This window comes from Nguyenibacter vanlangensis (assembly GCF_013376155.1).
Lineage (GTDB): Bacteria > Pseudomonadota > Alphaproteobacteria > Acetobacterales > Acetobacteraceae > Gluconacetobacter > Gluconacetobacter vanlangensis.
Map to the genome: position 1 here is coordinate 1 of NZ_JABXXP010000011.1, position 23,520 is coordinate 23,520.

A 23,520-nucleotide genomic window follows, 5' to 3' on the forward strand; every position below is an offset into this window, starting at 1 on the left:
TGCGCGACCTGACCGGGCCGGGGCTGACGGCGGGCTCGGCAGCAGGGTTGACAACCCCGGCCCGTTAGGGCTAGGGAGCCGCCTCTTACGGAACGCGGGAGACCGCGCCAGCCGCCTTGCGCGGCGGGCGCGGCCGCATGAACCGCGGTCCGGGTGAAACAGTCAGGAGCCCCGGATATGGCCAAGAAAATCGTTGGCTACATCAAGCTGCAAATTCCCGCCGGCAAGGCGAATCCGTCCCCGCCGGTCGGCCCGGCGCTGGGTCAGCGCGGCCTGAACATCATGCAGTTCTGCAAGGAGTTCAACGCCAAGACCCAGGGTCTCGAGCCCGGCATGCCGATTCCGGTCGTCATCACCGCGTTCGCCGACCGCACCTTCACCTTCATCACCAAGACCCCGCCGAACACCTACTTCCTCATGAAGGCCGCCAACATCAAGAAGGGCAGCTCGACGGTCGGCAAGTCCGCCGCGGTCGGCAGCGTGACGATGGCGCAGCTCCGCGAGATCGCCGAGCAGAAGAAGCAGGACATGAATGCCAACGACCTGGACGGCGCCGTGCGTATGCTGGTCGGCTCCGCCCGCTCGATGGGCCTTACGGTGGTGGAGGGCTGATCCCATGGCGAAGAATAAGCGTCTGGCCGCCGCGGCGGCCCAGGTTGACCGCAACAAGCAATATGGCCTGGACGAGGCGATCGGCCTGGTCAAGCAGACCGCGTCGGCCAAGTTCGACGAAACGATCGAGATCTCGCTGAATCTCGGCATCGACCCGCGCCATGCCGACCAGATGGTCCGCGGCCTGCTCTCGCTGCCGAACGGCACGGGCAAGACCCTGCGCGTCGGCGTGTTCGCCCGCGGCGCGAAGGCCGAGGAAGCGCTGGCCGCCGGTGCCGACTTGGTCGGCGCCGAAGACCTGGCCGAGAAGGTGCAGGCCGGCGAGATCGCGTTCGATCGCTGCATCGCGACCCCGGACATGATGGCCCTGGTCGGCCGCCTGGGTAAGATCCTGGGTCCGCGCGGCCTGATGCCGAACCCCAAGCTGGGCACGGTGACCATGGACGTGAAGGGCGCCGTCACGGCGGCCAAGTCCGGCCAGGTCGAATACCGCGCCGAGAAGGCCGGCATCATCCATGCCGGCATCGGCAAGGCGTCCTTCGACGGCGAGAAGCTGGCCGAGAACATCCGCGCCTTCGTCGACGCGGTGCAGAAGGCCAAGCCGTCGGGCGCCAAGGGCACCTATCTGCGCAAGGCTGCCCTGTCCTCGACGATGGGGCCGGGCATCCGCGTCGACGTGTCCGCCTTCTCGGCGGGCTGATCGCGCATCAGATGACGCGGTGCCCCCGGGCGCCGCGGACAGGAGGCAGGCGCCAGCGCGCCTGGTCTTCCGAACCTGTCCATGACCGGATGTGGCGCAAGCCTTGATGGACCCTCGGGTCCGCACACGGAAGACGGGGATTGCCGGATCGGGGCGGTCGCGCCGCCCGCACTGGTTGTTCCGTTGCACAGGACAGGCGAACCGGAGAGGGCGCCCCAGGGCGCGCTCTCCTAGGGTAAACCCGACCTGACAGGTTCATGCCTGGCAGGTCACGACGGAGACGGGAATTGGACCGTACGGAGAAGCGGGAGTTTGTTGCCTCCCTCGCGGCCGTGTTCGCCGAGACGTCCATGGTCGTCGTCACCCGCAATGACGGGCTGACGGTCGCCGATGCGACGGAACTGCGGCGGCGCGTGCGCGCGGCAGGAGCGACTTACAAGGTCGCGAAGAACCGGCTGGCCAACCTCGCCCTGGCAGGGACCCGATTCGAAGGCATCTCGCCGCTGCTGAAGGGGCCGACCGCATTGTCGTGGTCGGTCGACCCGGTGGCCGTGGCCAAGGTGCTTGTCGAGTTCGCCAAGACCAACGAAAAGCTCGTTCTGCTCGGTGGAGCGCTCGGCACCCAGACATTGAATGTCGATGGGGTCAAGGCGCTGGCCGAGCTTCCGTCCCTGGACACGCTCCGGGCGCAGCTGGTGGGGCTCATCTCCACGCCGGCCACGCGCATCGCGGGCGTCCTCCAGGCGCCGGGCGGACAGCTTGCGCGGGTTTTCGGGGCCTACGCCAAGAAGGACGAGGCTGCCTGAGCCAATGCGTTCCGCGTCGCGGAACGATGAAATTCGCACGATCGCGTGAAACCGGGATTGTGTTGCGCCAATCAGTGTATAAATTAGGAAGACCAAATCATGGCCGATCTGACCAAACTCGTTGACGAGCTGTCCGCCCTCACCGTTCTCGAGGCCGCCGAGCTCTCCAAGCTGCTCGAAGAGAAGTGGGGCGTTTCCGCCGCCGCTCCGGTTGCGGTTGCCGCCGCGCCGGCCGCCGCTGCTGCCGCTCCGGTCGAAGAGCAGACCGAATTCACCGTGATCCTGGCCAAGGCCGGTGACAAGAAGATCAACGTCATCAAGGAAATCCGTGGCATCACCGGCCTGGGCCTGAAGGAAGCCAAGGACCTGGTCGAGGGTGCGCCGAAGACCGTGAAGGAAGGCGTCAGCAAGGACGAAGCCGAGAAGATCAAGAAGCTTCTTGAAGACAACGGCGCGTCCGTCGAAGTGAAGTAATCTTCGGGTTGCCGGCGGCCCTCGGGTCGCCGCTTCCTGTGCTACTCCAGGCGAGGGCGGGATGCCGTAGGGTTCCCGCCCCCTTGGCCGTTCTGGCGCCCTGACCTTGCGGTCTCGGGCGCCTTTGGCGGTAGTAAGGCCTGCCTTCCGGGCGGGCGGGGTGTCGGTCCTGGCCGGCATCCGGGCACAAGACGGTTTGTGACGGCCCGCTTCCGGGTGCCGCGGCCAGGCGGCCGCCGGCGCGGGACGGTCCGGGTCGTCGGGATGGGGGCAGGATAGACGATGAACGCAATTACGAAATCGTTCACGGGACGCAAGCGCATCCGCAAGAGCTTCGGGCGGATACCCGAAATCGCTCCGATGCCCAATCTGATCGACGTGCAGCGCGCCAGTTACGAGGCGTTCCTGCAGATGAACGTCTCGCCTGACAGCCGGACCAATGCCGGCCTGCAGGAAGTCTTCCGCTCGGTCTTCCCGATCAATGATTTCGCCGGCCGCGGCCGGCTCGAGTTCGTCAATTACGAACTGGAAGAGCCGAAATACGACGTCGAGGAATGCATCCAGCGCGGCCTGACCTTCGCCGCGCCGCTCAAGGTCGTGCTGCGCCTGATCGTCTGGGACGTGGACGAGGATACCGGCTCGCGCTCGATCCGCGACATCAAGGAACAGCCCGTCTATATGGGCGACATGCCGCTGATGACCGACAACGGCACGTTCATCATCAACGGCACCGAGCGCGTGATCGTCAGCCAGATGCATCGCAGCCCCGGCGTGTTCTTCGACCACGACAAGGGCAAGACCCACTCGTCGGGCAAGTTCCTGTTCGCCGCGCGCGTCATCCCCTATCGCGGCTCCTGGCTGGATTTCGAATTCGACAGCAAGGACCTGATCTACGTCCGCATCGACCGCAAGCGCAAGCTGCCGGTCACCACCCTGCTCTACGCGCTGGAAGGCGCGGCCTCCGCCGCGGCCCGCGCCGCCAAGGCGGCCGAGGGCGGCGATGTCGAGGCGATGGAGATCCGCGGCATGGATGCCGACGAGATCCTCTCCTATTTCTATAACCGGGTCGTCTTCGTGAAGACCGGCAAGGGCTGGGCCCGTCCGTTCGACGCCGAGTCGTTCCGTGGGCTCAAGCTGCTCGAACCGCTGATCGACGCCGAGACCGGCGCGGTGGTGGCCGAAGCCGACGCCAAGCTGACCGCCCGCATGGTCCGCAAGATCGCCGAGACGACGAAAGAGGTGCTGGTCGGCCATGTCGGCCTGATCGGCCGCTACGTCTCCGAGGACCTGGTCAACCAGGAAACCGGCGAGATCTATGCCGAGGCCGGCGAGGAACTGACCGAGGCCCGCATCGCGGCGCTCGAGGAAGCCGGCCTCGACCGGCTGCCGACGCTGGCGATCGACGCACAGAACGGCCCGTGGATCCGCAACACGCTGGCGGTGGACAAGAACGCCTCGCGCGACGACGCGCTGACCGACATCTATCGCGTCATGCGCCCCGGCGAGCCGCCGACCCCCGAGACGGCCGAGGCCATGTTCTCCGGCCTGTTCTTCGACTCCGACCGCTACGACCTGTCGGCCGTCGGCCGCGTCAAGATGAACATGCGCCTGGGCCTCGACGCCCCGGACACCGTCCGCGTGCTGCGCAAGGAAGACATCCTGCGCACCGTCAAGATCATGTGCGAGCTGAAGGACGGCCGCGGCGCGATCGACGATATCGACAATCTGGGCAACCGCCGCGTCCGCTCGGTCGGCGAACTGATGGAAAACCAGTATCGCGTCGGCCTGCTGCGCATGGAACGCGCGATCCGCGAGCGCATGGGCTCGGTCGATATCGATACGGTCATGCCGCACGACCTGATCAACGCCAAGCCGGCCGCCGCCGCGGTGCGCGAATTCTTCGGCTCGTCGCAGCTCAGCCAGTTCATGGACCAGACCAACCCGCTCTCCGAGGTCACGCACAAGCGCCGCCTCTCGGCCCTGGGCCCGGGCGGGCTGACGCGTGAGCGCGCGGGCTTCGAGGTCCGCGACGTCCACCCGACCCATTACGGCCGCATCTGCCCGATCGAGACGCCCGAAGGCCCGAATATCGGCCTGATCAACTCCCTGGCGACCTACGCCAAGGTGAACAAGTACGGCTTCATCGAAACCCCGTACCGCCTGGTGCGCGACGGCGTGCTGCAGGATGGCTGGAAATACCTCTCCGCCATGGAAGAGGAAAAGCTGGTCGTCGCTCAGGCCGACGCCAGGCAGGATGCCGGCGGCCGCCTGACCGACGAACTGGTCTCGGTCCGCCGCAGCGGCGATTTCCGCCTGGTGAAGCCCGAGGAAGTCACCGCCTGCGACGTGTCGCCCAAGCAGTTGGTCTCGGTCGCGGCCGCGCTGATTCCGTTCCTGGAAAACGACGACGCCAACCGCGCGCTGATGGGCTCGAACATGCAGCGCCAGGCGGTGCCGCTGGTCCGCTCCGACGCGCCGCTGGTCGGCACGGGGATGGAAGCGGCAGTGGCGCACGATTCCGGCGCCACCATCGTCGCCCGGCGCGGCGGCATCATCGACCAGATCGACGGCGCGCGCATCGTGGTGCGCGCGACCGACGCGGCCGGGGCGACCCAGGGCGTCGATATCTATCGCCTGCGCAAATATATGCGCTCCAACCAGTCCACCTGCATCAACCAGCGCCCGCTGGTCCGCGTGGGCGACTGGGTGCGCGCCGGCGACATCATCGCCGACGGTCCGTCGACCGAACTGGGCGAGCTGGCGCTGGGCCGGAACGTGCTGGTCGCGTTCATGCCGTGGAACGGGTACAATTTCGAAGACTCGATCCTGATCTCCGAGCGGATCGCCCGCGACGACGTCTTCACCTCGATCCATATCGAGGAGTTCGAGGTCATGGCCCGCGACACCAAGCTGGGCCAGGAGGAAATCACCCGCGACATCCCCAATGTCGGCGAGGAGGCGCTGCGCAACCTCGACGAGGCGGGCATCGTCTATGTCGGCGCCGAAGTGAATCCGGGCGACATCCTGGTCGGCAAGGTCACCCCGAAGGGCGAAAGCCCGATGACGCCGGAAGAGAAGCTGCTGCGCGCCATCTTCGGCGAAAAGGCGTCCGACGTACGCGACACGTCGCTGCGCCTGCCGCCCGGCACGACCGGCACCATCGTCGATGTGCGCGTCTTCTCCCGCCGCGGCGTGGACAAGGACGAGCGCGCGATGGCGATCGAACGCGCCGAGATCGAGCGCCTCGCCAAGGACCGCGACGACGAGCGCGCGATCCAGGAGCGGTCCTTCTATAACCGGCTGCGCGAGCGCCTGGTGGGCCAGGTCGCCGGCGCGGGCTTCAAGGGCCTGCGTTCGGGCACCGAGATCACCGAAGAGGTGCTGGCCGAGCATCCCCGCGGCGCGTGGCGCAACATCACCGTCGGCGACGACGCGGTGATGGTCGAACTCGAGGTCCTGCGCCGCGAATTCGACGCCGCCGTGGCCCGCATCCAGGCCCGCTTCGAAAGCAAGGTCGAAAAGCTGCAGCGCGGCGACGAACTGCCGCCGGGCGTCATGAAGATGGTCAAGGTCTTCGTCGCGGTGAAGCGCAAGCTGCAGCCGGGCGACAAGATGGCCGGCCGCCACGGCAACAAGGGCGTCGTCTCGCGCGTCGTCCCAGTCGAGGACATGCCGTTCCTCGAGGACGGCACCTCGGTCGATCTGGTGCTGAACCCGCTGGGCGTGCCCTCGCGCATGAATGTCGGGCAGATCCTGGAGACCCATCTGGGCTGGGCCTGCGCCAATATCGGCAAGGGCATCGGCGAACTGGTCGACGACTACCAGCGCACGGGCGAGAAGAAGCAGGAACTGCTGGACCGGCTGAAGACGGTCTATGGCGACAAGGTCTATGACGACGCGATCGCCGACCTGCCGAACGAACAGCTCGTCGAGCTGGCGAACAACCTGCGCAAGGGCGTGCCGATCGCGACCCCGGTCTTCGACGGCGCCTCGATCCCGGATATCGAGGCGATGCTCGAGGATGCCGGCGTCAGCAAGTCGGGCCAGTCGCAGTTGATCGACGGCCGCACCGGCGAGCCGTTCGAGCGCCAGACCACGGTCGGCTATATCTACATGCTGAAGCTGCACCACCTGGTCGACGACAAGATCCATGCCCGTTCGATCGGCCCGTACTCGCTGGTCACCCAGCAGCCGCTGGGCGGCAAGGCCCAGTTCGGCGGCCAGCGCTTCGGCGAAATGGAGGTCTGGGCGCTCGAGGCGTACGGCGCGGCCTACACGCTGCAGGAAATGCTGACGGTGAAGTCGGACGACGTGTCCGGCCGCACCAAGGTCTATGAGGCGATCGTGCGCGAACAGGACGATTTCGAAGCCGGCATCCCCGAAAGCTTCAACGTCCTGATCAAGGAGCTGAAATCGCTCGGCCTGAACGTGGATCTGGAGCAGAGCGGCGACTGACCCCGTCGTCGGTCATCTTCCTCTTTCTCCGTCTGTTTTCTTCTCAGGGACGGGGGCGGCCGGGCGGGCCGTCTCCGTCCAACTTCCCTCAGGGGGTTTGCGGCGCATGAACGAACTCATGAAGATCCTCGGCCAGACCGGCCAGGCCATGACCTTCGACCAGATCAAGATCCAGCTCGCCTCGTCCGAGCAGATCCGGTCCTGGTCGTACGGCGAGATCAAGAAGCCCGAGACCATCAACTACCGCACCTTCAAGCCGGAGCGCGACGGCCTGTTCTGCGCGCGCATCTTCGGCCCGATCAAGGACTACGAGTGCCTGTGCGGCAAGTACAAGCGCATGAAGTTCCGCGGCATCATCTGCGAGAAATGCGGTGTCGAGGTAACGCTGGCCAAGGTCCGGCGCGAGCGCATGGGCCATATCGAGCTGGCCAGCCCGGTCGCGCATATCTGGTTCCTGAAGTCGCTGCCCAGCCGCATCGGCCTGATGGTCGACATGACGCTGAAGGATCTGGAAAAGATCCTCTATTTCGAAAGCTACGTGGTGCTCGAGCCGGGCACCTCGCCGCTCAAGCAGTTCAGCCTGCTGACCGAGGACCAGTATCTCGACGTCATGGACGAACATGGCGAAGAGGGGATCGAGGTCGGCATCGGCGCCGAGGCGATCAAGAAGGTCCTCGAGCGCATCGACTGCAAGGCGGACAAGGAGCGCCTGCGCCAGGAGCTGAAGGAGACGACCTCCGAGGCCAAGCGCAAGAAGCTGGTCAAGCGCCTGAAGCTGATCGAGGCGTTCGCCGACAGCGATTCGCGTCCCGAATGGATGATCATGGACCTGATTCCGGTGATCCCGCCGGAACTGCGTCCGCTGGTCCCGCTGGATGGCGGCCGCTTCGCGACCTCCGACCTGAACGACCTGTATCGCCGCGTCATCAACCGCAACAACCGCCTCAAGCGGCTGATCGAGCTGCGCGCGCCCGACATCATCGTGCGCAACGAGAAGCGCATGCTGCAGGAATCGGTCGACGCACTGTTCGATAACGGCCGCCGCGGCCGCGCGATCACGGGCGCCAACAAGCGTCCGCTGAAGTCGCTGTCCGACATGCTCAAGGGCAAGCAGGGCCGCTTCCGCCAGAACCTGCTGGGCAAGCGCGTCGATTATTCCGGCCGTTCGGTCATCGTGGTCGGGCCCGAGTTGAAGCTGCACCAGTGCGGCCTGCCCAAGAAGATGGCGCTCGAGCTGTTCAAGCCGTTCATCTACTCCAAGCTGGAAAAATACGGCCACGCCACCACCATCAAGGCCGCGAAGCGGATGGTGGAGAAGGAGCGTCCCGAGGTGTGGGACATCCTCGAAGAGGTGATCCGCGAACACCCGGTCATGCTGAACCGCGCGCCGACCCTGCACCGCCTGGGCATCCAGGCGTTCGAGCCGGTGCTGATCGAGGGCAAGGCCATCCAGTTGCACCCGCTGGTCTGCACCGCCTTCAACGCGGATTTCGACGGCGACCAGATGGCCGTCCACGTGCCGCTGAGCCTCGAGGCGCAGCTCGAAGCGCGCGTGCTGATGATGTCCACCAACAACATCCTCAGCCCCGCCAACGGCAAGCCGATCATCGTGCCGTCGCAGGACATCGTCCTGGGCCTGTATTATCTCAGCCTGGAAACGCCGGAATTCCTGGCGACGCCCGACCGCAACGAATATGACGCCGAAGGCCGCCTCACGGTCACCGGCGCCCCGTCCTTCGCGACGGTGGGCGAGGTCGAGTACGCCCTCTCCGCCGGCGCGATCAAGCTGCACGACAAGATCACCGCCCGTTTCGAGACGCTCGACGCCGACGGCAAGCCGGTGCGCCAGACCGTGTTCACCACCCCGGGCCGCATGCTGATCGCGCAGATCCTGCCGCGCCATCCGGCGATCCCGTTCGCGCTGATCAACAAGCAATTGACCAAGAAGAACGTCTCCGACGTCATCGACGCGGTCTATCGCCATTGCGGCCAGAAGGAATGCGTCATCTTCTGCGACCGCATGATGGGCCTGGGCTTCCGCCACGCGGCGAAGGCCGGCATCTCCTTCGGCAAGGACGACATGATCATCCCGGCCGAGAAGAAGATGCTGGTCGAGCGCACTGCCGCCGAGGTGAAGGAGTTCGAGCAGCAGTACCAGGACGGCCTGATCACCGCCGGCGAACGCTACAACAAGGTGGTCGACGCCTGGTCGCGCTGCACGGACGAGGTGCAGGCCGCGATGATGAAGGAGATCTCGCGCCAGGAGATCGGCAAAACCACCAACTCGGTGTGGATGATGAGCCATTCCGGTGCCCGTGGGTCGCCGGCGCAGATGAAGCAGCTCGCCGGCATGCGCGGCCTGATGGCCAAGCCGTCGGGCGAGATCATCGAGCAGCCGATCATCGCCAACTTCAAGGAAGGCCTGTCGGTTCTCGACTACTTCACCTCGACCCACGGCGCCCGCAAGGGTCTGGCCGACACGGCGCTGAAGACCGCGAACTCGGGCTACCTGACGCGCCGCCTGGTCGACGTGGCGCAGGACTGCATCATCGTCGAGGACGATTGCGGCACCGAACGCGGCCTGACCGTCCGCGCCGTCATGGATGGGGGCGAAATCGTCTCCTCGCTGTCCGAGCGGATCCTGGGCCGTACGACCGCCGCCGACGTGCTGGACCCCGCTTCGGGCGACGTGCTGCTCGCGCGTGACACGCTGATCGAGGAAGCGCAGGCCGAGAAGATCGAGAAGGCCGGCGTGGAAAGCGTGCTGATCCGCTCGGTCCTGACCTGCGAAAGCCGGGTCGGCGTCTGCGGCCTGTGCTATGGGCGCGACCTGGCGCGCGGCACGCCGGTCAATATCGGCGAGGCCGTGGGCGTGATCGCGGCCCAGTCGATCGGCGAGCCCGGCACCCAGTTGACCATGCGCACCTTCCATATCGGCGGCGCCGCCCAGCGTGGCGCGGAACAGTCGATGGTCGAGGCGTCGCGTGACGGCAAGGTGACGATCAACAACCGCAACGTCGTCCATAACAGCCAGAACGTCCCCATCGTGATGTCGCGCAACTGCGAGATCGTGCTGACGGACGAGAAGGGGACCGAACGCGCCCGCTACCGCGTGCCTTACGGCGCCCGCCTGTTGGTCGACGAGGGCGCGGCGGTGACGCGCGGTCAGAAGATGGCCGAGTGGGATCCGTACACCCTGCCGATCATCACCGAGCAGTCCGGCACGGTCGAGTATCTGGACCTGATCGACTCCATCACGCTGGTCGAGCGCATGGACGAGGTCACCGGCCTGACCTCGAAGGTCGTGGTGGACTACAAGCAGGCGGCCAAGGGCGTGGATCTGCGTCCGCGCCTGCAGCTCAAGGACGCCAACGGCCACGTCATCAAGCTGGCGAACGGCAATGACGCGCGCTACTTCCTCTCGCCCGACTCGCTGCTGTCGGTCGAGAACGGCGCCCAGGTCAGTGCGGGCGACGTGCTGGCGCGCATCCCGCGCGAAGGCTCCAAGACCCGCGACATCACCGGCGGTCTGCCGCGCGTGGCCGAACTGTTCGAGGCCCGCCGTCCGAAGGACCACGCGATCATCTCGGAAACCGACGGCCGCGTCGAATTCGGCAAGGACTACAAGGCCAAGCGCCGCATCATCGTGAAGAACGACGAGACCGGCGAAGAGACCGACTACCTGATCCCGAAGGGCAAGCACGTCTCGGTCCAGGAAGGCGACTTCGTCCGCGTGGGCGACCCGCTGGTCGACGGTCCGCGCGTGCCGCACGACATCCTCAAGGTGCTGGGCGTCGAGGCGCTGTCGGACTACTTGGTGAACGAGATCCAGGACGTCTACCGGCTGCAGGGCGTGAAGATCAACGACAAGCATATCGAGGTGATCGTCCGCCAGATGCTCCAGAAGGTCGAGATTCTCGAGCCCGGCGACACGACCTACCTGATCGGCGAGACGGTGGATCGCATCGAGTTCGAGACCGAGAACACGAAGCGCCTGAATATGGGCGAGCGTCCGGCGGCGGCCATGCCGGTGCTGCAGGGCATCACTAAGGCGTCGCTGCAGACCCAGTCCTTCATCTCGGCCGCCTCCTTCCAGGAGACGACGCGCGTCCTGACCGAGGCCGCGACCGCCGGCAAGAAGGACACGCTGAACGGCCTGAAGGAGAACGTGATCGTCGGTCGCCTGATCCCGGCGGGCACGGGCAGCGTGATGAACAAGCTGCGCGCGATCGCCGCCGGCCAGGACCGTCAGCGCCTGGCGCAGGTCCGTCCCGCGGTCTCCAAGGCCGAATAACGGACATGTCCGTCACCCCAGCCCGTCCGGGCGAGGGCGCGCAGGGCCGGGTGGCGACACCCGGCCCTTTTTTTGACCGGCCCGGTTTGTGAATCGGCCTTATTTTCGGTACGCGCACGATTCCGCTGGCCCGAATCGCCCGAATATGGGATAGCCCGCGCGGCGTCGGTGATCTGCCGCGGTCGCATGGCTGATGCGGTGGTCCGGCAGGTGCAAATCGACCGGTTTTGTCCGCGAATCCCAAGGTAACACTTGACTCGCGGCTATCCGCTTCGTAGGTTCCGCGCCCTCGGCTAGCCCCGTCTGTTACGACGTCGTTGGCCGTCGAATGCAGCATGCAGGCATGCGGTGCCGTAGTCCCCGGGCGGGGCTGCCAAGGCCGGATGCATAAATGATGTCCAGGCGAATGAGTCTCATTCGTTGGGATTTTGTTGTGAACGACAGTCGGCAGCCCGATACGCGGTTGGCCGGCCGAATTTTGTAAGGATCGGGAAAGGCGTATGCCGACCATCAACCAGCTGATCGCCAAGGGCCGCGAACCCGCTGCCAAGCGCAACAAGGTGCCTGCCCTGCAGGGCTGCCCGCAGAAGCGTGGTGTCTGCACCCGCGTCTACACGACCACGCCGAAGAAGCCGAACTCGGCGCTGCGTAAGGTCGCGAAGGTGCGCCTGACGAACGGCTATGAGGTCGTCAGCTACATCCCGGGTGAAGGCCACAACCTGCAGGAGCACAGTGTGGTCCTGATCCGCGGCGGTCGCGTCAAGGACCTTCCCGGCGTGCGCTATCACATCCTGCGTGGCGTTCTGGATACCCAGGGTATCGCCAAGCGTCGTCAGCGTCGCTCGCTCTATGGCGCGAAGCGTCCGAAGTAAAAGGAATAACGAGGCATGAGTCGCCGTCATCGCGCCGTCAAGCGCGAGATCCTTCCCGATCCGAAATTTGGTGACGTCGTCATCACGCGTTTCATGAACGCCCTGATGTATGACGGCAAGAAGTCCACCGCCGAAGGCATCGTCTACGGCGCGCTGGAAGTGCTGCGCCGTCGCGGCGGCGCCGCGGCCGACCCGGTGGTGATGTTCCACAGCGCGCTGGACAACGTGAAGCCGGCCGTCGAGGTCCGTTCGCGCCGCGTCGGCGGCGCCACCTACCAGGTGCCCGTCGAAGTCCGCGCCGAGCGTCGCCAGGCACTCGCGATCCGCTGGCTGATCGACGCGTCGCGCAAGCGCGGCGAGAACACGATGCAGGAGCGTCTGTCGAACGAGCTGCTGGACGCGGTCAACAATCGCGGCTCCGCGGTCAAGAAGCGCGAAGACACGCACCGCATGGCCGAGGCGAACAAGGCGTTCAGTCATTACCGCTGGTAAGTGACGCAGGACCGGTCTAAAGACCGCGACGCTTCCGGTTAGGAACATTTCAACCCGACCCCGGCCGGTGGCCGAGTAACGGAGACAGACGATGGCAAAGGCTAAATTCGAGCGGACGAAGCCGCACTGCAATATCGGCACGATCGGTCACGTCGACCATGGTAAGACGTCGCTGACCGCCGCGATCACCAAGACGCTGGCGAAGACCGGCGGCGCCACCTTCAAGGCGTATGACCAGATCGACGCGGCTCCGGAAGAGCGCGCCCGCGGCATCACGATCTCGACCGCCCACGTCGAGTACGAAACCGCGAAGCGCCACTACGCGCACGTCGACTGCCCCGGCCACGCCGACTACGTCAAGAACATGATCACCGGTGCCGCCCAGATGGACGGCGCGATCCTGGTCGTGTCGGCCGCCGACGGCCCGATGCCGCAGACCCGTGAGCACATCCTGCTGGCCCGCCAGGTCGGCGTCCCGGCCCTGGTCGTGTTCCTGAACAAGGTCGATCAGGTCGACGATCCGGAACTGCTCGAACTGGTCGAGATGGAAGTGCGCGAGCTGCTGTCCGCCTACCAGTTCCCGGGCGACGACATCCCCATCGTCAAGGGTTCGGCCCTGGTGACGCTGGAAGACGGCGATCCGGAACTCGGCGAGAACCGCGTGCGCGACCTGATGGATGCGGTCGACGACTACATCCCGCAGCCGGACCGTCCGGTCGACCGTCCGTTCCTGATGCCGATCGAAGACGTGTTCTCGATCTCGGGCCGCGGCACCGTGGTGACCGGCCGTGTCGAGCGCGGCGCGGTGAATGTCGGTGACGAAATCGAAATCGTCGGCCTGCGCACCACGCAGAAGACGACGGTGACGGGCGTCGAAATGTTCCGCAAGCTGCTCGATCGCGGCGAGGCCGGCGACAATATCGGCGCGCTGCTGCGCGGCACGAAGCGCGAGGACGTCGAGCGCGGTCAGGTCCTGGCGAAGCCGGGCTCCATCACCCCGCACACGAAGTTCAAGGCCGAGGCGTACATCCTCACGAAGGAAGAGGGTGGCCGTCACACGCCGTTCTTCACCAACTACCGTCCGCAGTTCTATTTCCGCACCACCGACGTCACCGGCGTCGTGCACCTGCCGGAAGGCACGGAAATGGTCATGCCGGGCGACAACATCGCCATGGATGTCGAGCTGATCGCGCCGATCGCCATGGACGAAGGCCTGCGTTTCGCTATCCGCGAGGGTGGCCGCACCGTCGGCGCCGGCGTGGTGGCTTCGATCACGGCCTGATCGGCCCGGTCGTAACCAGAACTGGATGCCCCGGCCGGAGCGATCCGGCCGGGGTCTCCTTTGGCGGCTCGGGTTCCCCCGAACCAGTAATGTTGGACTGAACAGACGATGGACAACCAGAACATCCGCATTCGCCTCAAGGCGTACGATCATCGGGTGCTCGACAACAGCACCAAAGAGATCGTCAACACGGCGAAGCGTACGGGTGCGCGGGTTCGGGGTCCTATCCCGCTGCCGACGCATATCGAACGGTTCACCGTGAACCGCTCTCCCCACGTGGACAAGAAAAGCCGCGAGCAGTTCGAAATTCGGACCCATCGCCGGCTGCTCGACATCGTCGAGCCGACCCCGCAGACCGTGGACGCTCTCATGAAGCTCGACCTCGCCGCCGGCGTGGATGTCGAGATTAAACTCTAAGGTCCAGACGATGCGCACCGGATTGATCGCAAAGAAGCTGGGCATGACCCGGCTGTTCAAGGAAGACGGCACGCACGTGCCCGTCACCGTCCTGCATGTCGATAATTTGCAGGTGGTGGATGTCCGTACCCAGGACCGCGACGGCTACACCGCCGTGCAGCTCGGGTTCGGCAACGCCAAGGTGAAGAACGTCTCCAAGCCGAACCGCGGCCATTTTGCCCGCGCGAAGGTCGAACCCAAGAAGAAGCTGGCCGAATTCCGCGTCGCGGAAGATGCCGTGCTGGAGGCTGGCGCCACCCTGTCCGCCACCCATTTCGTGGTGGGGCAGAAGGTCGACGTGACCGCCACCAGCAAGGGCAAGGGCTTCGCCGGCGCCATGAAGCGCTGGAACTTCGCGGGTCTCGAGGCCACGCACGGCGTGTCCATCAGCCATCGTTCGCATGGCTCGACGGGTAACCGCCAGGACCCGGGCAAGACCTTCAAGAACAAGAAAATGGCCGGCCATCTGGGCTCCGAGCGCGTGACCACCCTCAATCTCGAGGTGGCGGCGGTGGATGCCGAGAAGAATCTGCTCATGGTCCGCGGCTCCGTGCCCGGCGGCAAGAACGAGCTGGTTCTGGTTCGTGATGCGATCAAGAAGGCCCGTCATGCCGAGGCGCCGTATCCGGCGGCCCTGGTTGAGGCTGCGGGCTGAGGATAGAGGGCAATGGATTACGAAATCAAAACCCTCGACAACGGAAGCGCCGGTACGGCCGTTCTTCCGGACGAGATTTTCGGGGTGACGCCGCGGGCGGACATCATGGCGCGCGTCGTGCACTGGCAGTTGGCCAAGCGCCGTGCGGGCACGCACAAGGTCAAGGGGATGGGCGAAGTCTCCGGCACGACCAAGAAGCCGTACCGCCAGAAGGGCACCGGCAGCGCCCGCCAGGGTTCGCTGCGCGCGCCGCAGTTCCGCACCGGTGGCGCCGTCCACGGCCCGGTCGTGCGCGACCACGGCTACGACCTGCCCAAGAAGGTGCGCCGCCTGGGGCTGATTTCCGCGCTGTCGCAGAAGGCCGCCGAAGGCAAGCTGGTGGTGCTGGACCAGGCCGCCGCGTCGGGCAAGACGTCCGATCTGGCCGCGAAGCTGAAGGCCCTGGGTTGGACGTCCGCGCTGATCGTGGACGCGACGGTCGACGAGAATTTCTCGCGCGCCACGCGTAACCTGCCGAAGATCGACGCGCTGCCGACCGTCGGCGCGAACGTCTACGACATCCTCAATCACGACGTGCTCGCGATCACGCAAGCCGGCGTCGAAGGCCTGAAGGAGCGCCTGGCATGACCAACGTGCTCGCTATCCGCAAGAAGGCGGAGCGCATGTCGCGTGAGGCGATGTACGACATCGTCCGCGCGCCCCTGATCACCGAGAAGGCGACCGCGCTTTCCGAGAAGAATCAGGTCGCCTTCAAGGTCGCGATCGACGCGACCAAGCCGGAGATCAAGGTCGCGGTCGAGACTCTGTTCGGGGTCAAGGTCCTGGGCGTGAACACGCTTGTCCAGAAGGGCAAGACCAAGCGCTTCAAGGGCCGCCCGGGCCAGCGTTCGGATGTGAAGAAGGCGTTTGTGCAGCTCGCCGAGGGTCAGTCCATCGACCTGACCGCAAAGCTGGTCTGACGCGGGGTAACAAGACATGGCACTGAAGCACTTTAATCCGGTTACCCCCAGCCAGCGCGGGACCGTCCTGATCGACCGCAAGGAGCTGTGGAAGGGCAAGCCCGTCAAGGGGCTGACCGAGGGCAAGAACAAGACCGGCGGCCGCAACAACCATGGGCGCACCACCTCGCGCTTCATCGGCGGCGGTCACAAGCAGTCCTATCGCTACGTCGATTTCAAGCGGCGCAAGTTCGATGTGGCCGGCACGGTCGAGCGTCTGGAATACGACCCGAACCGCACCGCCTTCATCGCGCTGGTGAAGTATGAGGACGGCGAGCTGGCCTACATCCTGGCGCCGCAGCGCCTGAAGGCCGGCGACCAGGTCGTCTCGGGCGCGCGCGTCGACATCAAGCCGGGCAATGCGATGCCGCTGGCGGCCATTCCGGTCGGCACGATCATCCATAACATCGAGCTGAAGCAGGGCGCCGGCGGCAAGCTGGCCCGCTCCGCGGGCACCTATGCCCAGTTGGTCGGCAAGGATGCCGGCTATGCGCAGATCAAGCTGCAGTCCGGTGAGCTGCGCATCGTGCGCGGCGAATGCATGGCGACGGTTGGCGCGGTGTCGAACCCCGACAACATGAACCAGCATCTCGGCAAGGCCGGGCGCGGCCGCTGGCTGGGCCGCCGCCCGCACAACCGCGGCGTCGTGATGAACCCGGTCGACCATCCGCACGGCGGTGGTGAAGGCCGCACCTCGGGCGGCCGTCATCCGGTCACGCCGTGGGGCAAGCCGACGAAGGGTTACAAGACCAGGGTCAACAAGCGTACGGACAGTCTGATTATCCGTCGCCGGAAGACCGGCAAGTAAGGGGCAAAGAAGATGGCACGTTCCGTCTGGAAGGGCCCGTTCGTGGACGGGTATCTGCTGAACAAAGCCGATGCGTCGCGCGCGTCGGGCCGTAACGAAGTGATCAAGATCTGGTCGCGTCGCTCGACGATCCTCCCGCAGTTCGTGGGGCTGACGTTCGGCGTTTACAACGGGCACAAATTCCTGCCCGTTCAGGTGTCGGAGAACATGGTGGGGCACAAGTTCGGCGAATTCTCGCCGACCCGGACCTTCACGGGTCACGCCTCGGACAAGAAGGCGAAGCGGGGCTGATATGAGCAAGCCGAAGCATCCGCGCACGCTCGCGGAAACCGAGGCGCAGGCGATTGCGCGCAACATCCGCGTAAGCCCGCGCAAGCTGAACCTTGTCGCGGCCCTGATCCGCAACAAGCCGGCGGCCCAGGCCGTGGCGACGCTCACCTTCTCCAAGCGCCGCATCGCCCAGCAGGTCAAGAAGACCCTGGAAAGCGCGATCGCGAACGCCGAGAACAACCATCAGCTCGATGTCGACCAGTTGGTCGTCCTGCGGGCCGAGGTCGGCAAGTCGATCGTCATGCGCCGCTTCCACGCGCGCGGCCGCGGCCGTTCGGCGCGGGTCGAGAAGTTCTTCAGCCACCTGAAGATCGTCGTGGCCGAGCGCGCGGCCGAGGCTGAGACAACCGAGCAGAAGGCGGCCTGATCCATGGGACACAAAGTCAATCCGATCGGGCTGCGGCTCGGCATCAACCGCACCTGGGACAGCCGCTGGTACGCCGGTTCGGACTATTCTCGCCTGCTGCATGACGACCTGAAGCTGCGTACGCACCTGCGCCGCAAGCTGTCGGGCGCCGGCGTGTCGCGCGTCGTGATCGAACGCCCGGCCAAGAAGCCGCGCGTGACGATCTACGCCGCCCGCCCGGGCGTGGTGATCGGCAAGAAGGGGCAGGACATCGACCTGCTGCGCAAAGAGCTGACCCGCATGGCCAAGGCCGACGTCGCGCTGAACATCGTCGAGATCCGCAAGCCGGAAATCGACGCGACCCTGGTGGCCGAGAACATCGCCCAGCAGCTCGAGCGCCGCGTCGCCTTCCGTCGCGCCATGAAGCGCGCCGTCCAGTCGGCGATGCGCCTCGGCGCCCAGGGCATCCGGATCAACTGCTCCGGCCGTCTGGGCGGGGCCGAGATCGCGCGTATCGAATGGTATCGCGAAGGCCGGGTGCCGCTGCACACGCTGCGTGCGGACATCGATTACGGCGTGGCCACGGCGAAGACCACCTACGGCACCTGTGGCGTGAAGGTATGGATCTTCAAGGGCGAGATCCTCGCCCAGGACCCGATGGCGCAGGACCGTCGCGCCGCCGAGCAGGCTCCGCAGCGCTAGGCCGCGGGGTTTAGGACCGAGAACGGCGCCAGGCGGCGCATGAGGATTTTGAACAATGCTTTCTCCAAAGCGGACTAAGTACCGCAAGGCCCACAAGGGCCGCATTCATGGGATGGCGAAAGGCGGGACGACGCTGAATTTCGGTGCGTTCGGCCTGAAGGCCCTGGAGCCCGAGCGGGTCACCGCCCGGCAGATCGAGGCCTCCCGCCGCGCCATTACCCGTGCGATGAAGCGCGCCGGTCGCGTCTGGATTCGGATCTTTCCCGACCTTCCGGTCTCGACAAAGCCCGCGGAAGTGCGTATGGGCTCCGGCAAGGGATCCCCTGAATATTGGGTGGCCCGTGTCAAGCCGGGTCGTATCCTGTTCGAGATCGAGGGCGTGCCGCCGGACGTCGCGCGTGAGGCGCTGGCTCTGGGCGCGGCGAAGCTGCCGATCAAGACCAAGTTCGTGACCCGTATCGGAGAGGCGTGAGATGGCTAAGGCAACCAAGCCGGCCGATCTGCGTGCCAAGACCGCCGAAGAACTGGAGGCGCTTCTCATCGACCTGAAGCGCGAGCAGTTCAACCTGCGGTTCCAGCGCGCGACCGGCCAGAATGAGGGACAGGCGCGCTTCCGTGCGGTGCGTCGTGAGATCGCCCGCGTGAAGACGATCGCGTCCGAGGCGTTGAAGAAGAATGCTGCCGGTGCGGGTGCACCGGCCGCCAGGTCCTGAAGGGAGAAGGGGCGATGCCGAGGCGCGTCCTCACCGGACGGGTGACCAGCGACAAGATGGACAAGACGGTCACCGTCCTTGTCGATCGTCGGGTTATCCATCCGCTGTATAAGAAGTTCATCCGCCGCTCGAAGAAGTACGCGGCGCATGATGAGCTGAACGAGTGCAAGATTGGGGACATGGTGCGCATCGAGGAATGCAAGCCGATCTCCAAGCGCAAGACCTGGACCGTGATCGTCCGCAACGGCGCCCCGCTGGGCTCCGCCGACGCGGCGTCCGGCGCGCAGGCGTAAGAAGGGCATAGGCTATGATCCATCCCGAGACCAACCTGGACGTCGCCGACAATTCGGGCGCGCGTCAGGTGCAGTGCATCAAGGTGCTGGGCGGTTCCAAGCGGAAGACCGCCTCGGTCGGCGACGTGATCGTCGTGTCCGTCAAGGAAGCGATCCCCCGCGGCAAGGTCAAGAAGGGCGACGTGCACCAGGCGGTGATCGTGCGCACCTCCTACCCGGTGCGTCGTCCCGACGGCAGCGCCATCCGTTTCGACCGCAACGCCGCCGTGCTGATCAACAAGCAGCAGGAGCCGATCGGCACCCGCATCTTCGGACCGGTCGTGCGTGAACTGCGCGCGCGCAAGTTCATGAAGATCATTTCGCTGGCGCCGGAGGTGCTGTGATGGCTGCGCGTATCAGGAAAGGCGACCAGGTCGTCGTCATCACCGGCTCCTCCAAGGGGACCCGCGGCGAAGTGCTGTCGGTGCGGCCGGACGACAACAAGGCGGTTGTGCGCGGCGTCGCGGTGGCCAAGCGCCACACGCGCCCCAACCGGATGGGTGAGCAGGGCGGCATCATCGAGAAAGAGATGCCGATCGACCTGTCGAACCTGAAGCTGGTCGATCCCAAGAGCGGCAAGCCGACGCGCGTCGGTTTCCGTATCCTGGAAGATGGCCGCAAGGTCCGCGTCGCCAAGGCGACCGGCGAAGTCATCGAAGGCTGAGGAGGCGGGGATGTCTGAAGTGCAAGAGACCCGCTCGGCGCCGCGTCTGCAGAAGCGTTATCAGGACGAGCTGCGCGCGAAGCTGCGCGAGGAGTTCGGCTACAAGAACGTGATGCAGGTTCCGCATCTCGAGAAGATCGTCATCAACATGGGCGTGGGCGAGGCCGCGGGCGACCAGAAGAAGCTGGACGCTGCCCTGGCCGAAATGACGCTGATCTCCGGCCAGAAGCCGGTCAAGACGGTCGCCAAGAAGGCGATCGCCGGCTTCAAGATCCGTGCGGGTCTGCCGATCGGCTGCAAGGTCACGCTGCGCCGCGCGCGGATGTACGAGTTCCTGGACCGGCTGGTGACCATCGCGCTGCCGCGCGTCCGCGATTTCCGCGGCCTGCCGGCGAACAAGGGTTTCGACGGCCGCGGCAATTTCGCCATGGGCCTGAAGGAACAGATCGTCTTCCCGGAAATCGAGTACGACAAGGTCGACGATATCCGGGGCATGGACATCATCTTCGTCACCAGCGCGAAGACGGATGCGGAAGCGAAGGCTCTTCTGAAGGCGTTTGAACTGCCCTTCGCCGCCTGATCGCGGCGATTGGGGGCTTCCGCCCGAAGGTCAGAAGACCTATTAGACACGTTGTTTGGAAAACCGTCGGGACGGCCCGACAGGTTCCGGAGGGTAGAACAAGGCATGGCCAAGATCTCCGCCGTAAACCGCAATGCCAAGCGTGCGCGCATGGCAGAGCGGGACAAGGCTAAGCGGATTGCGCTCAAGAACATCATCATGGACCGGTCGCTGCCGGTCGAGGATCGGTTCGACGCATCCCTGAAACTCGCAGAACTTCCCCGCAACGGCTCGCGCGTGCGCGTGCGCCTGCGGTGCAAGCTGACCGGGCGCTCCCGCGCCAATTACAGAAAGTTCGAACTGTGCCGCGTGGCTCTGCGCGACCTGGCTTCCAATGGCCAGATCCCGGGCATGGTCAAGTCGAGCTGGTAAGGGCGGGGAACGATGTCACTTTCTGATCCCTTGGGTGATATGCTCACCCGGATCCGCAACGCGCAGCGCGCGCGTCACGCGGCCTGCATCGCGCCGGCTTCCAAGCTGCGCGCCAATGTGCTCGAGGCCCTGCGCCGCGAAGGCTATATCCGCGGCTACGCGCAGGAAGAACTGCGCAAGGGCGTGGCCCAGTTGCGGATCGAGCTGAAATACCTGGATGGCGAGCCCGTCATCAAGGAGATCCACCGCGTGTCCAAGCCGGGCCGCCGGGTCTACTCCAAGATCAAGGAACTGCCGCGGGTCTATGCCGGCCTGGGCGTTTCGATCCTGTCGACGCCGCGTGGCGTCCTGTCCGATGCGGAAGCCCGCGCTGCCAATGTCGGCGGCGAGGTCCTCTGCCGCGTGTTCTAAGGAGGGATACATGTCGCGTGTAGGCAAATATCCCGTCGAGGTTCCGTCGGGAGTACAGGTTTCGATCGTCGACGGCACGTTCGTAGCGAAGGGCAAGCTGGGCGAGCTGAAGCTGCCGCTGTCCCCGCATATCGAGGCCGAGATCGCCGATAACAAGGTGTCGGTCCGTCCGGTCGGCACGGCGTCGCAGGCGCGCATGATGTGGGGTACCACCCGCGCCCTGGTGGCCAGCATGGTCCGCGGCGTGTCCACGGGCTTCTCCAAGACGCTCGAAGTGACCGGCACCGGTTACCGCGCCGCGGTCCAGGGCAGCAACCTGGTCATGAACCTGGGCTACTCGCATGACGTCGTCTATGCGATCCCCCCGGGCATCAAGATCACGACGCCGCGCCCGACCGCCATCGTGGTCGAAGGCGTGGACAAGCAGCGGGTCGGCCAGGTCGCGCTCGACATCCGCAGCTTCCGCAAGCCCGAGCCTTACAAGGGCAAGGGTGTCCGCTACGACACGGAGACCATCCGTCGCAAGGAAGGCAAGAAGAAGTAATGAGCACGCAGCAGGATCTGCGGGAGCGCCGGCGCCAGCGTCTGCGCTTCCAGCTTCGTCGCAAGGGCGGCGGGCGTCCGCGCCTGTCGGTGTTCCGGTCAGGCAAGAACATCTATGCCCAGGTCATCGACGATGCCGCCGGGCGTACCCTTGCCGCTGCTTCCAGCCTCGACAAGGCGCTGCGCGCGCAGCTCAAGACCGGCGCCGATGCCGACGCGGCCACGGCCGTAGGCAAGTTGGTGGCCGAGCGCGCCGTGGCGGCGGGTGTGTCGCAGGTCGTCTTCGACCGCGGTTCGTATATGTATCATGGGCGTATCAAGGCCCTGGCGGAGGCTGCCCGCGAGGGCGGTCTCGCCTTCTAAGGAAAGGGTCACGCACATGGCACGTGAACCGAGGGAAGGCGGCCGGGGCGGCCGCGAGCGTGAGCGCGAAGGCGACGATCTGGTCGACAAGCTGGTCACGATCAACCGCGTCGCGAAGGTCGTGAAGGGCGGCCGTCGCTTCGCCTTCGCGGCCCTGGTCGTCGTCGGCGACCAGAAGGGCCGCGTCGGCTACGGCGCCGGCAAGGCGCGCGAGGTGCCCGAGGCGATCCGCAAGGCGACCGACCGCGCCAAGCGCACGATGATCCGCGTCCCGATGAAGGAGGGCCGTACCCTCCATCACGACGTCGCCGGTCATTTCGGCGCCGGCAAGGTGGTGCTGCGCTCGGCCGATCCGGGCACCGGCATCATCGCGGGCGGCCCGATGCGCGCGGTGTTCGAAAGCCTGGGCATCAACGACGTGGTTGCGAAGTCGCTCGGGACCCGCAACCCGCACAACATGGTCAAGGCGACCTTCGCCGCGCTGGAGCGTTGCGCCAGCCCGCGCTCGGTGGCCAACCGCCGTGGCAAGAAGGTGTCCGACATCCTGGGCCGCCGCGAGGTGGCCGGTGCCGGGGAGGCTGGCGCCGATGTCTGAGCAGAAGACGATCCGCGTCACCCAGGTGGCGTCGGGCAACGGCCGCAAGCCGGGCCAGCAGGCGACGCTGGTCGGGCTCGGCCTGAACAAGATCGGCCGCACGCGTGAACTCGAGGACACGCCCTCGGTGCGCGGCATGATCACCAAGGTGGCCCACCTTGTGAAGGTGGAGGGTTGACATGAACCTGAACGAACTGCGCGACAATGCGGGTGCGCGCTATCGCAAGAAGCGTCTGGGGCGCGGCATCGGGTCCGGCAAGGGCAAGACGTCGGGCAAGGGCGTGAAGGGTCAGAAGGCGCGTGAGGGCGTGTCCCTCAACGGCTTCGAGGGTGGTCAGCTCCCGCTGTATCGCCGTCTGCCGAAGCGCGGCTTCAAGAACATCTTCCGCAAGGTCTACGCCCCGGTGAACCTGGGCGCGCTGGACCGCGCGATCGAGTCCGGCAAGATCGACGCCTCGGCCGTCGTGACCGAGGACGTGCTGCGCGATGCCGGCCTGGTCGGCACGGGCAAGTTCGCGGGCGTCCGCCTGCTGGCGAAGGGTGAGCTGGCCCGCGCGGTGACCATCGAGGTCTCGGGCGCGTCCGCCACCGCCGTTGCCGCGGTCGAGAAGGCGGGCGGCACGGTC

The 23,520-nt window shown here is 65.8% G+C and carries 30 protein-coding genes; all 30 read left to right on the forward strand.

Going from position 1 to position 23,520, the window contains the following annotated elements; all coding sequences use genetic code 11:
- Window positions 1-177: 177 nt before the first annotated feature.
- Window positions 178-612, forward strand: a complete 435-nt coding sequence (rplK, locus tag HUK84_RS02130) for a 50S ribosomal protein L11 (protein ID WP_176638753.1) — start codon at window positions 178-180, stop codon at window positions 610-612.
- A 4-nt stretch (window positions 613-616) separates the two neighbouring features.
- Window positions 617-1,312, forward strand: a complete 696-nt coding sequence (rplA, locus tag HUK84_RS02135; protein ID WP_176638754.1) for a 50S ribosomal protein L1 — start codon at window positions 617-619, stop codon at window positions 1,310-1,312.
- A gap of 287 nt (window positions 1,313-1,599) precedes the next feature.
- Entirely contained in the window at window positions 1,600-2,118 is a 519-nt protein-coding gene (rplJ, locus tag HUK84_RS02140) for a 50S ribosomal protein L10 (RefSeq protein ID WP_176638755.1), read from the forward strand.
- A 99-nt stretch (window positions 2,119-2,217) separates the two neighbouring features.
- Window positions 2,218-2,592: a 50S ribosomal protein L7/L12 gene (gene rplL, locus HUK84_RS02145; protein ID WP_176638756.1), complete on the forward strand. Its 375-nt coding sequence runs from the start codon at window positions 2,218-2,220 to the stop codon at window positions 2,590-2,592.
- Window positions 2,593-2,874: 282 nt separating this feature from the next.
- Entirely contained in the window at window positions 2,875-7,047 is a 4,173-nt protein-coding gene (gene rpoB / locus HUK84_RS02150) for a DNA-directed RNA polymerase subunit beta (protein WP_176638757.1), read from the forward strand.
- A 106-nt stretch (window positions 7,048-7,153) separates the two neighbouring features.
- Window positions 7,154-11,341: a DNA-directed RNA polymerase subunit beta' gene (gene rpoC / locus HUK84_RS02155; protein WP_176638758.1), complete on the forward strand. Its 4,188-nt coding sequence runs from the start codon at window positions 7,154-7,156 to the stop codon at window positions 11,339-11,341.
- A gap of 500 nt (window positions 11,342-11,841) precedes the next feature.
- Complete coding sequence (gene rpsL / locus HUK84_RS02160; protein ID WP_003621118.1) at window positions 11,842-12,213, forward strand: 30S ribosomal protein S12; 372 nt, start codon at window positions 11,842-11,844, stop codon at window positions 12,211-12,213.
- A gap of 15 nt (window positions 12,214-12,228) precedes the next feature.
- A complete protein-coding gene (gene rpsG / locus HUK84_RS02165; RefSeq protein WP_102323162.1) occupies window positions 12,229-12,705 on the forward strand; it encodes a 30S ribosomal protein S7 in 477 nt (158 codons plus the stop codon).
- A 91-nt stretch (window positions 12,706-12,796) separates the two neighbouring features.
- Window positions 12,797-13,987: an elongation factor Tu gene (gene tuf, locus HUK84_RS02170; protein WP_176638759.1), complete on the forward strand. Its 1,191-nt coding sequence runs from the start codon at window positions 12,797-12,799 to the stop codon at window positions 13,985-13,987.
- A 108-nt stretch (window positions 13,988-14,095) separates the two neighbouring features.
- Complete coding sequence (gene rpsJ / locus HUK84_RS02175) at window positions 14,096-14,404, forward strand: 30S ribosomal protein S10 (RefSeq protein ID WP_007282720.1); 309 nt, start codon at window positions 14,096-14,098, stop codon at window positions 14,402-14,404.
- A gap of 10 nt (window positions 14,405-14,414) precedes the next feature.
- On the forward strand, window positions 14,415-15,098 hold the full coding sequence (rplC, locus tag HUK84_RS02180; RefSeq protein ID WP_176638760.1) for a 50S ribosomal protein L3: 684 nt from the start codon (window positions 14,415-14,417) through the stop codon (window positions 15,096-15,098).
- Window positions 15,099-15,110: 12 nt separating this feature from the next.
- The gene (rplD, locus tag HUK84_RS02185) at window positions 15,111-15,725 is read left to right on the forward strand and encodes a 50S ribosomal protein L4 (protein ID WP_176638761.1); all 615 of its coding nucleotides are present in this window, start codon (window positions 15,111-15,113) and stop codon (window positions 15,723-15,725) included.
- A gap of 35 nt (window positions 15,726-15,760) precedes the next feature.
- Window positions 15,761-16,057, forward strand: coding sequence for a 50S ribosomal protein L23 (locus tag HUK84_RS02190; protein ID WP_012227954.1), 297 nt, complete (start codon window positions 15,761-15,763; stop codon window positions 16,055-16,057).
- Window positions 16,058-16,073: 16 nt separating this feature from the next.
- Window positions 16,074-16,904 carry a 50S ribosomal protein L2 gene (rplB, locus tag HUK84_RS02195; RefSeq protein ID WP_176638762.1) on the forward strand — a complete coding sequence of 277 codons (831 nt, stop codon included), beginning with the start codon at window positions 16,074-16,076 and terminating at the stop codon, window positions 16,902-16,904.
- A 12-nt stretch (window positions 16,905-16,916) separates the two neighbouring features.
- Window positions 16,917-17,195, forward strand: coding sequence for a 30S ribosomal protein S19 (gene rpsS / locus HUK84_RS02200; RefSeq protein ID WP_176638763.1), 279 nt, complete (start codon window positions 16,917-16,919; stop codon window positions 17,193-17,195).
- A gap of 1 nt (window position 17,196) precedes the next feature.
- Window positions 17,197-17,601, forward strand: a complete 405-nt coding sequence (gene rplV / locus HUK84_RS02205) for a 50S ribosomal protein L22 (protein WP_176638764.1) — start codon at window positions 17,197-17,199, stop codon at window positions 17,599-17,601.
- A 3-nt stretch (window positions 17,602-17,604) separates the two neighbouring features.
- Window positions 17,605-18,282 (forward strand): 30S ribosomal protein S3, encoded by a 678-nt coding sequence (rpsC, locus tag HUK84_RS02210; RefSeq protein ID WP_176638765.1) that lies wholly within the window; start codon window positions 17,605-17,607, stop codon window positions 18,280-18,282.
- A gap of 55 nt (window positions 18,283-18,337) precedes the next feature.
- On the forward strand, window positions 18,338-18,754 hold the full coding sequence (gene rplP, locus HUK84_RS02215) for a 50S ribosomal protein L16 (RefSeq protein WP_176638766.1): 417 nt from the start codon (window positions 18,338-18,340) through the stop codon (window positions 18,752-18,754).
- A 1-nt stretch (window position 18,755) separates the two neighbouring features.
- Window positions 18,756-18,995, forward strand: coding sequence for a 50S ribosomal protein L29 (rpmC, locus tag HUK84_RS02220; RefSeq protein ID WP_176638767.1), 240 nt, complete (start codon window positions 18,756-18,758; stop codon window positions 18,993-18,995).
- A 14-nt stretch (window positions 18,996-19,009) separates the two neighbouring features.
- A complete protein-coding gene (gene rpsQ, locus HUK84_RS02225; RefSeq protein WP_176638768.1) occupies window positions 19,010-19,288 on the forward strand; it encodes a 30S ribosomal protein S17 in 279 nt (92 codons plus the stop codon).
- 14 nt (window positions 19,289-19,302) lie between these two features.
- A complete protein-coding gene (rplN, locus tag HUK84_RS02230) occupies window positions 19,303-19,671 on the forward strand; it encodes a 50S ribosomal protein L14 (RefSeq protein ID WP_042059420.1) in 369 nt (122 codons plus the stop codon).
- Complete coding sequence (rplX, locus tag HUK84_RS02235) at window positions 19,671-19,991, forward strand: 50S ribosomal protein L24 (protein ID WP_176638769.1); 321 nt, start codon at window positions 19,671-19,673, stop codon at window positions 19,989-19,991. The genes rplN and rplX overlap by 1 nt, the downstream gene beginning before the upstream one ends.
- A 10-nt stretch (window positions 19,992-20,001) precedes the next feature.
- Complete coding sequence (rplE, locus tag HUK84_RS02240) at window positions 20,002-20,571, forward strand: 50S ribosomal protein L5 (protein ID WP_176638770.1); 570 nt, start codon at window positions 20,002-20,004, stop codon at window positions 20,569-20,571.
- Window positions 20,572-20,676: 105 nt separating this feature from the next.
- Window positions 20,677-20,982, forward strand: a complete 306-nt coding sequence (rpsN, locus tag HUK84_RS02245) for a 30S ribosomal protein S14 (RefSeq protein WP_176638771.1) — start codon at window positions 20,677-20,679, stop codon at window positions 20,980-20,982.
- Window positions 20,983-20,994: 12 nt separating this feature from the next.
- On the forward strand, window positions 20,995-21,393 hold the full coding sequence (rpsH, locus tag HUK84_RS02250; RefSeq protein ID WP_176638772.1) for a 30S ribosomal protein S8: 399 nt from the start codon (window positions 20,995-20,997) through the stop codon (window positions 21,391-21,393).
- A gap of 10 nt (window positions 21,394-21,403) precedes the next feature.
- Window positions 21,404-21,937 (forward strand): 50S ribosomal protein L6, encoded by a 534-nt coding sequence (rplF, locus tag HUK84_RS02255; protein ID WP_176638773.1) that lies wholly within the window; start codon window positions 21,404-21,406, stop codon window positions 21,935-21,937.
- Complete coding sequence (gene rplR / locus HUK84_RS02260) at window positions 21,937-22,299, forward strand: 50S ribosomal protein L18 (protein ID WP_176638774.1); 363 nt, start codon at window positions 21,937-21,939, stop codon at window positions 22,297-22,299. Before rplF ends, rplR begins: the two co-directional genes overlap by 1 nt.
- A gap of 16 nt (window positions 22,300-22,315) precedes the next feature.
- Window positions 22,316-22,894, forward strand: a complete 579-nt coding sequence (rpsE, locus tag HUK84_RS02265; protein ID WP_176638775.1) for a 30S ribosomal protein S5 — start codon at window positions 22,316-22,318, stop codon at window positions 22,892-22,894.
- Complete coding sequence (rpmD, locus tag HUK84_RS02270; protein ID WP_176638776.1) at window positions 22,887-23,072, forward strand: 50S ribosomal protein L30; 186 nt, start codon at window positions 22,887-22,889, stop codon at window positions 23,070-23,072. Before rpsE ends, rpmD begins: the two co-directional genes overlap by 8 nt.
- A 1-nt stretch (window position 23,073) precedes the next feature.
- A partial coding sequence (rplO, locus tag HUK84_RS02275; protein WP_176638777.1) for a 50S ribosomal protein L15 occupies window positions 23,074-23,520 on the forward strand: 447 nt, incomplete at its 3' end.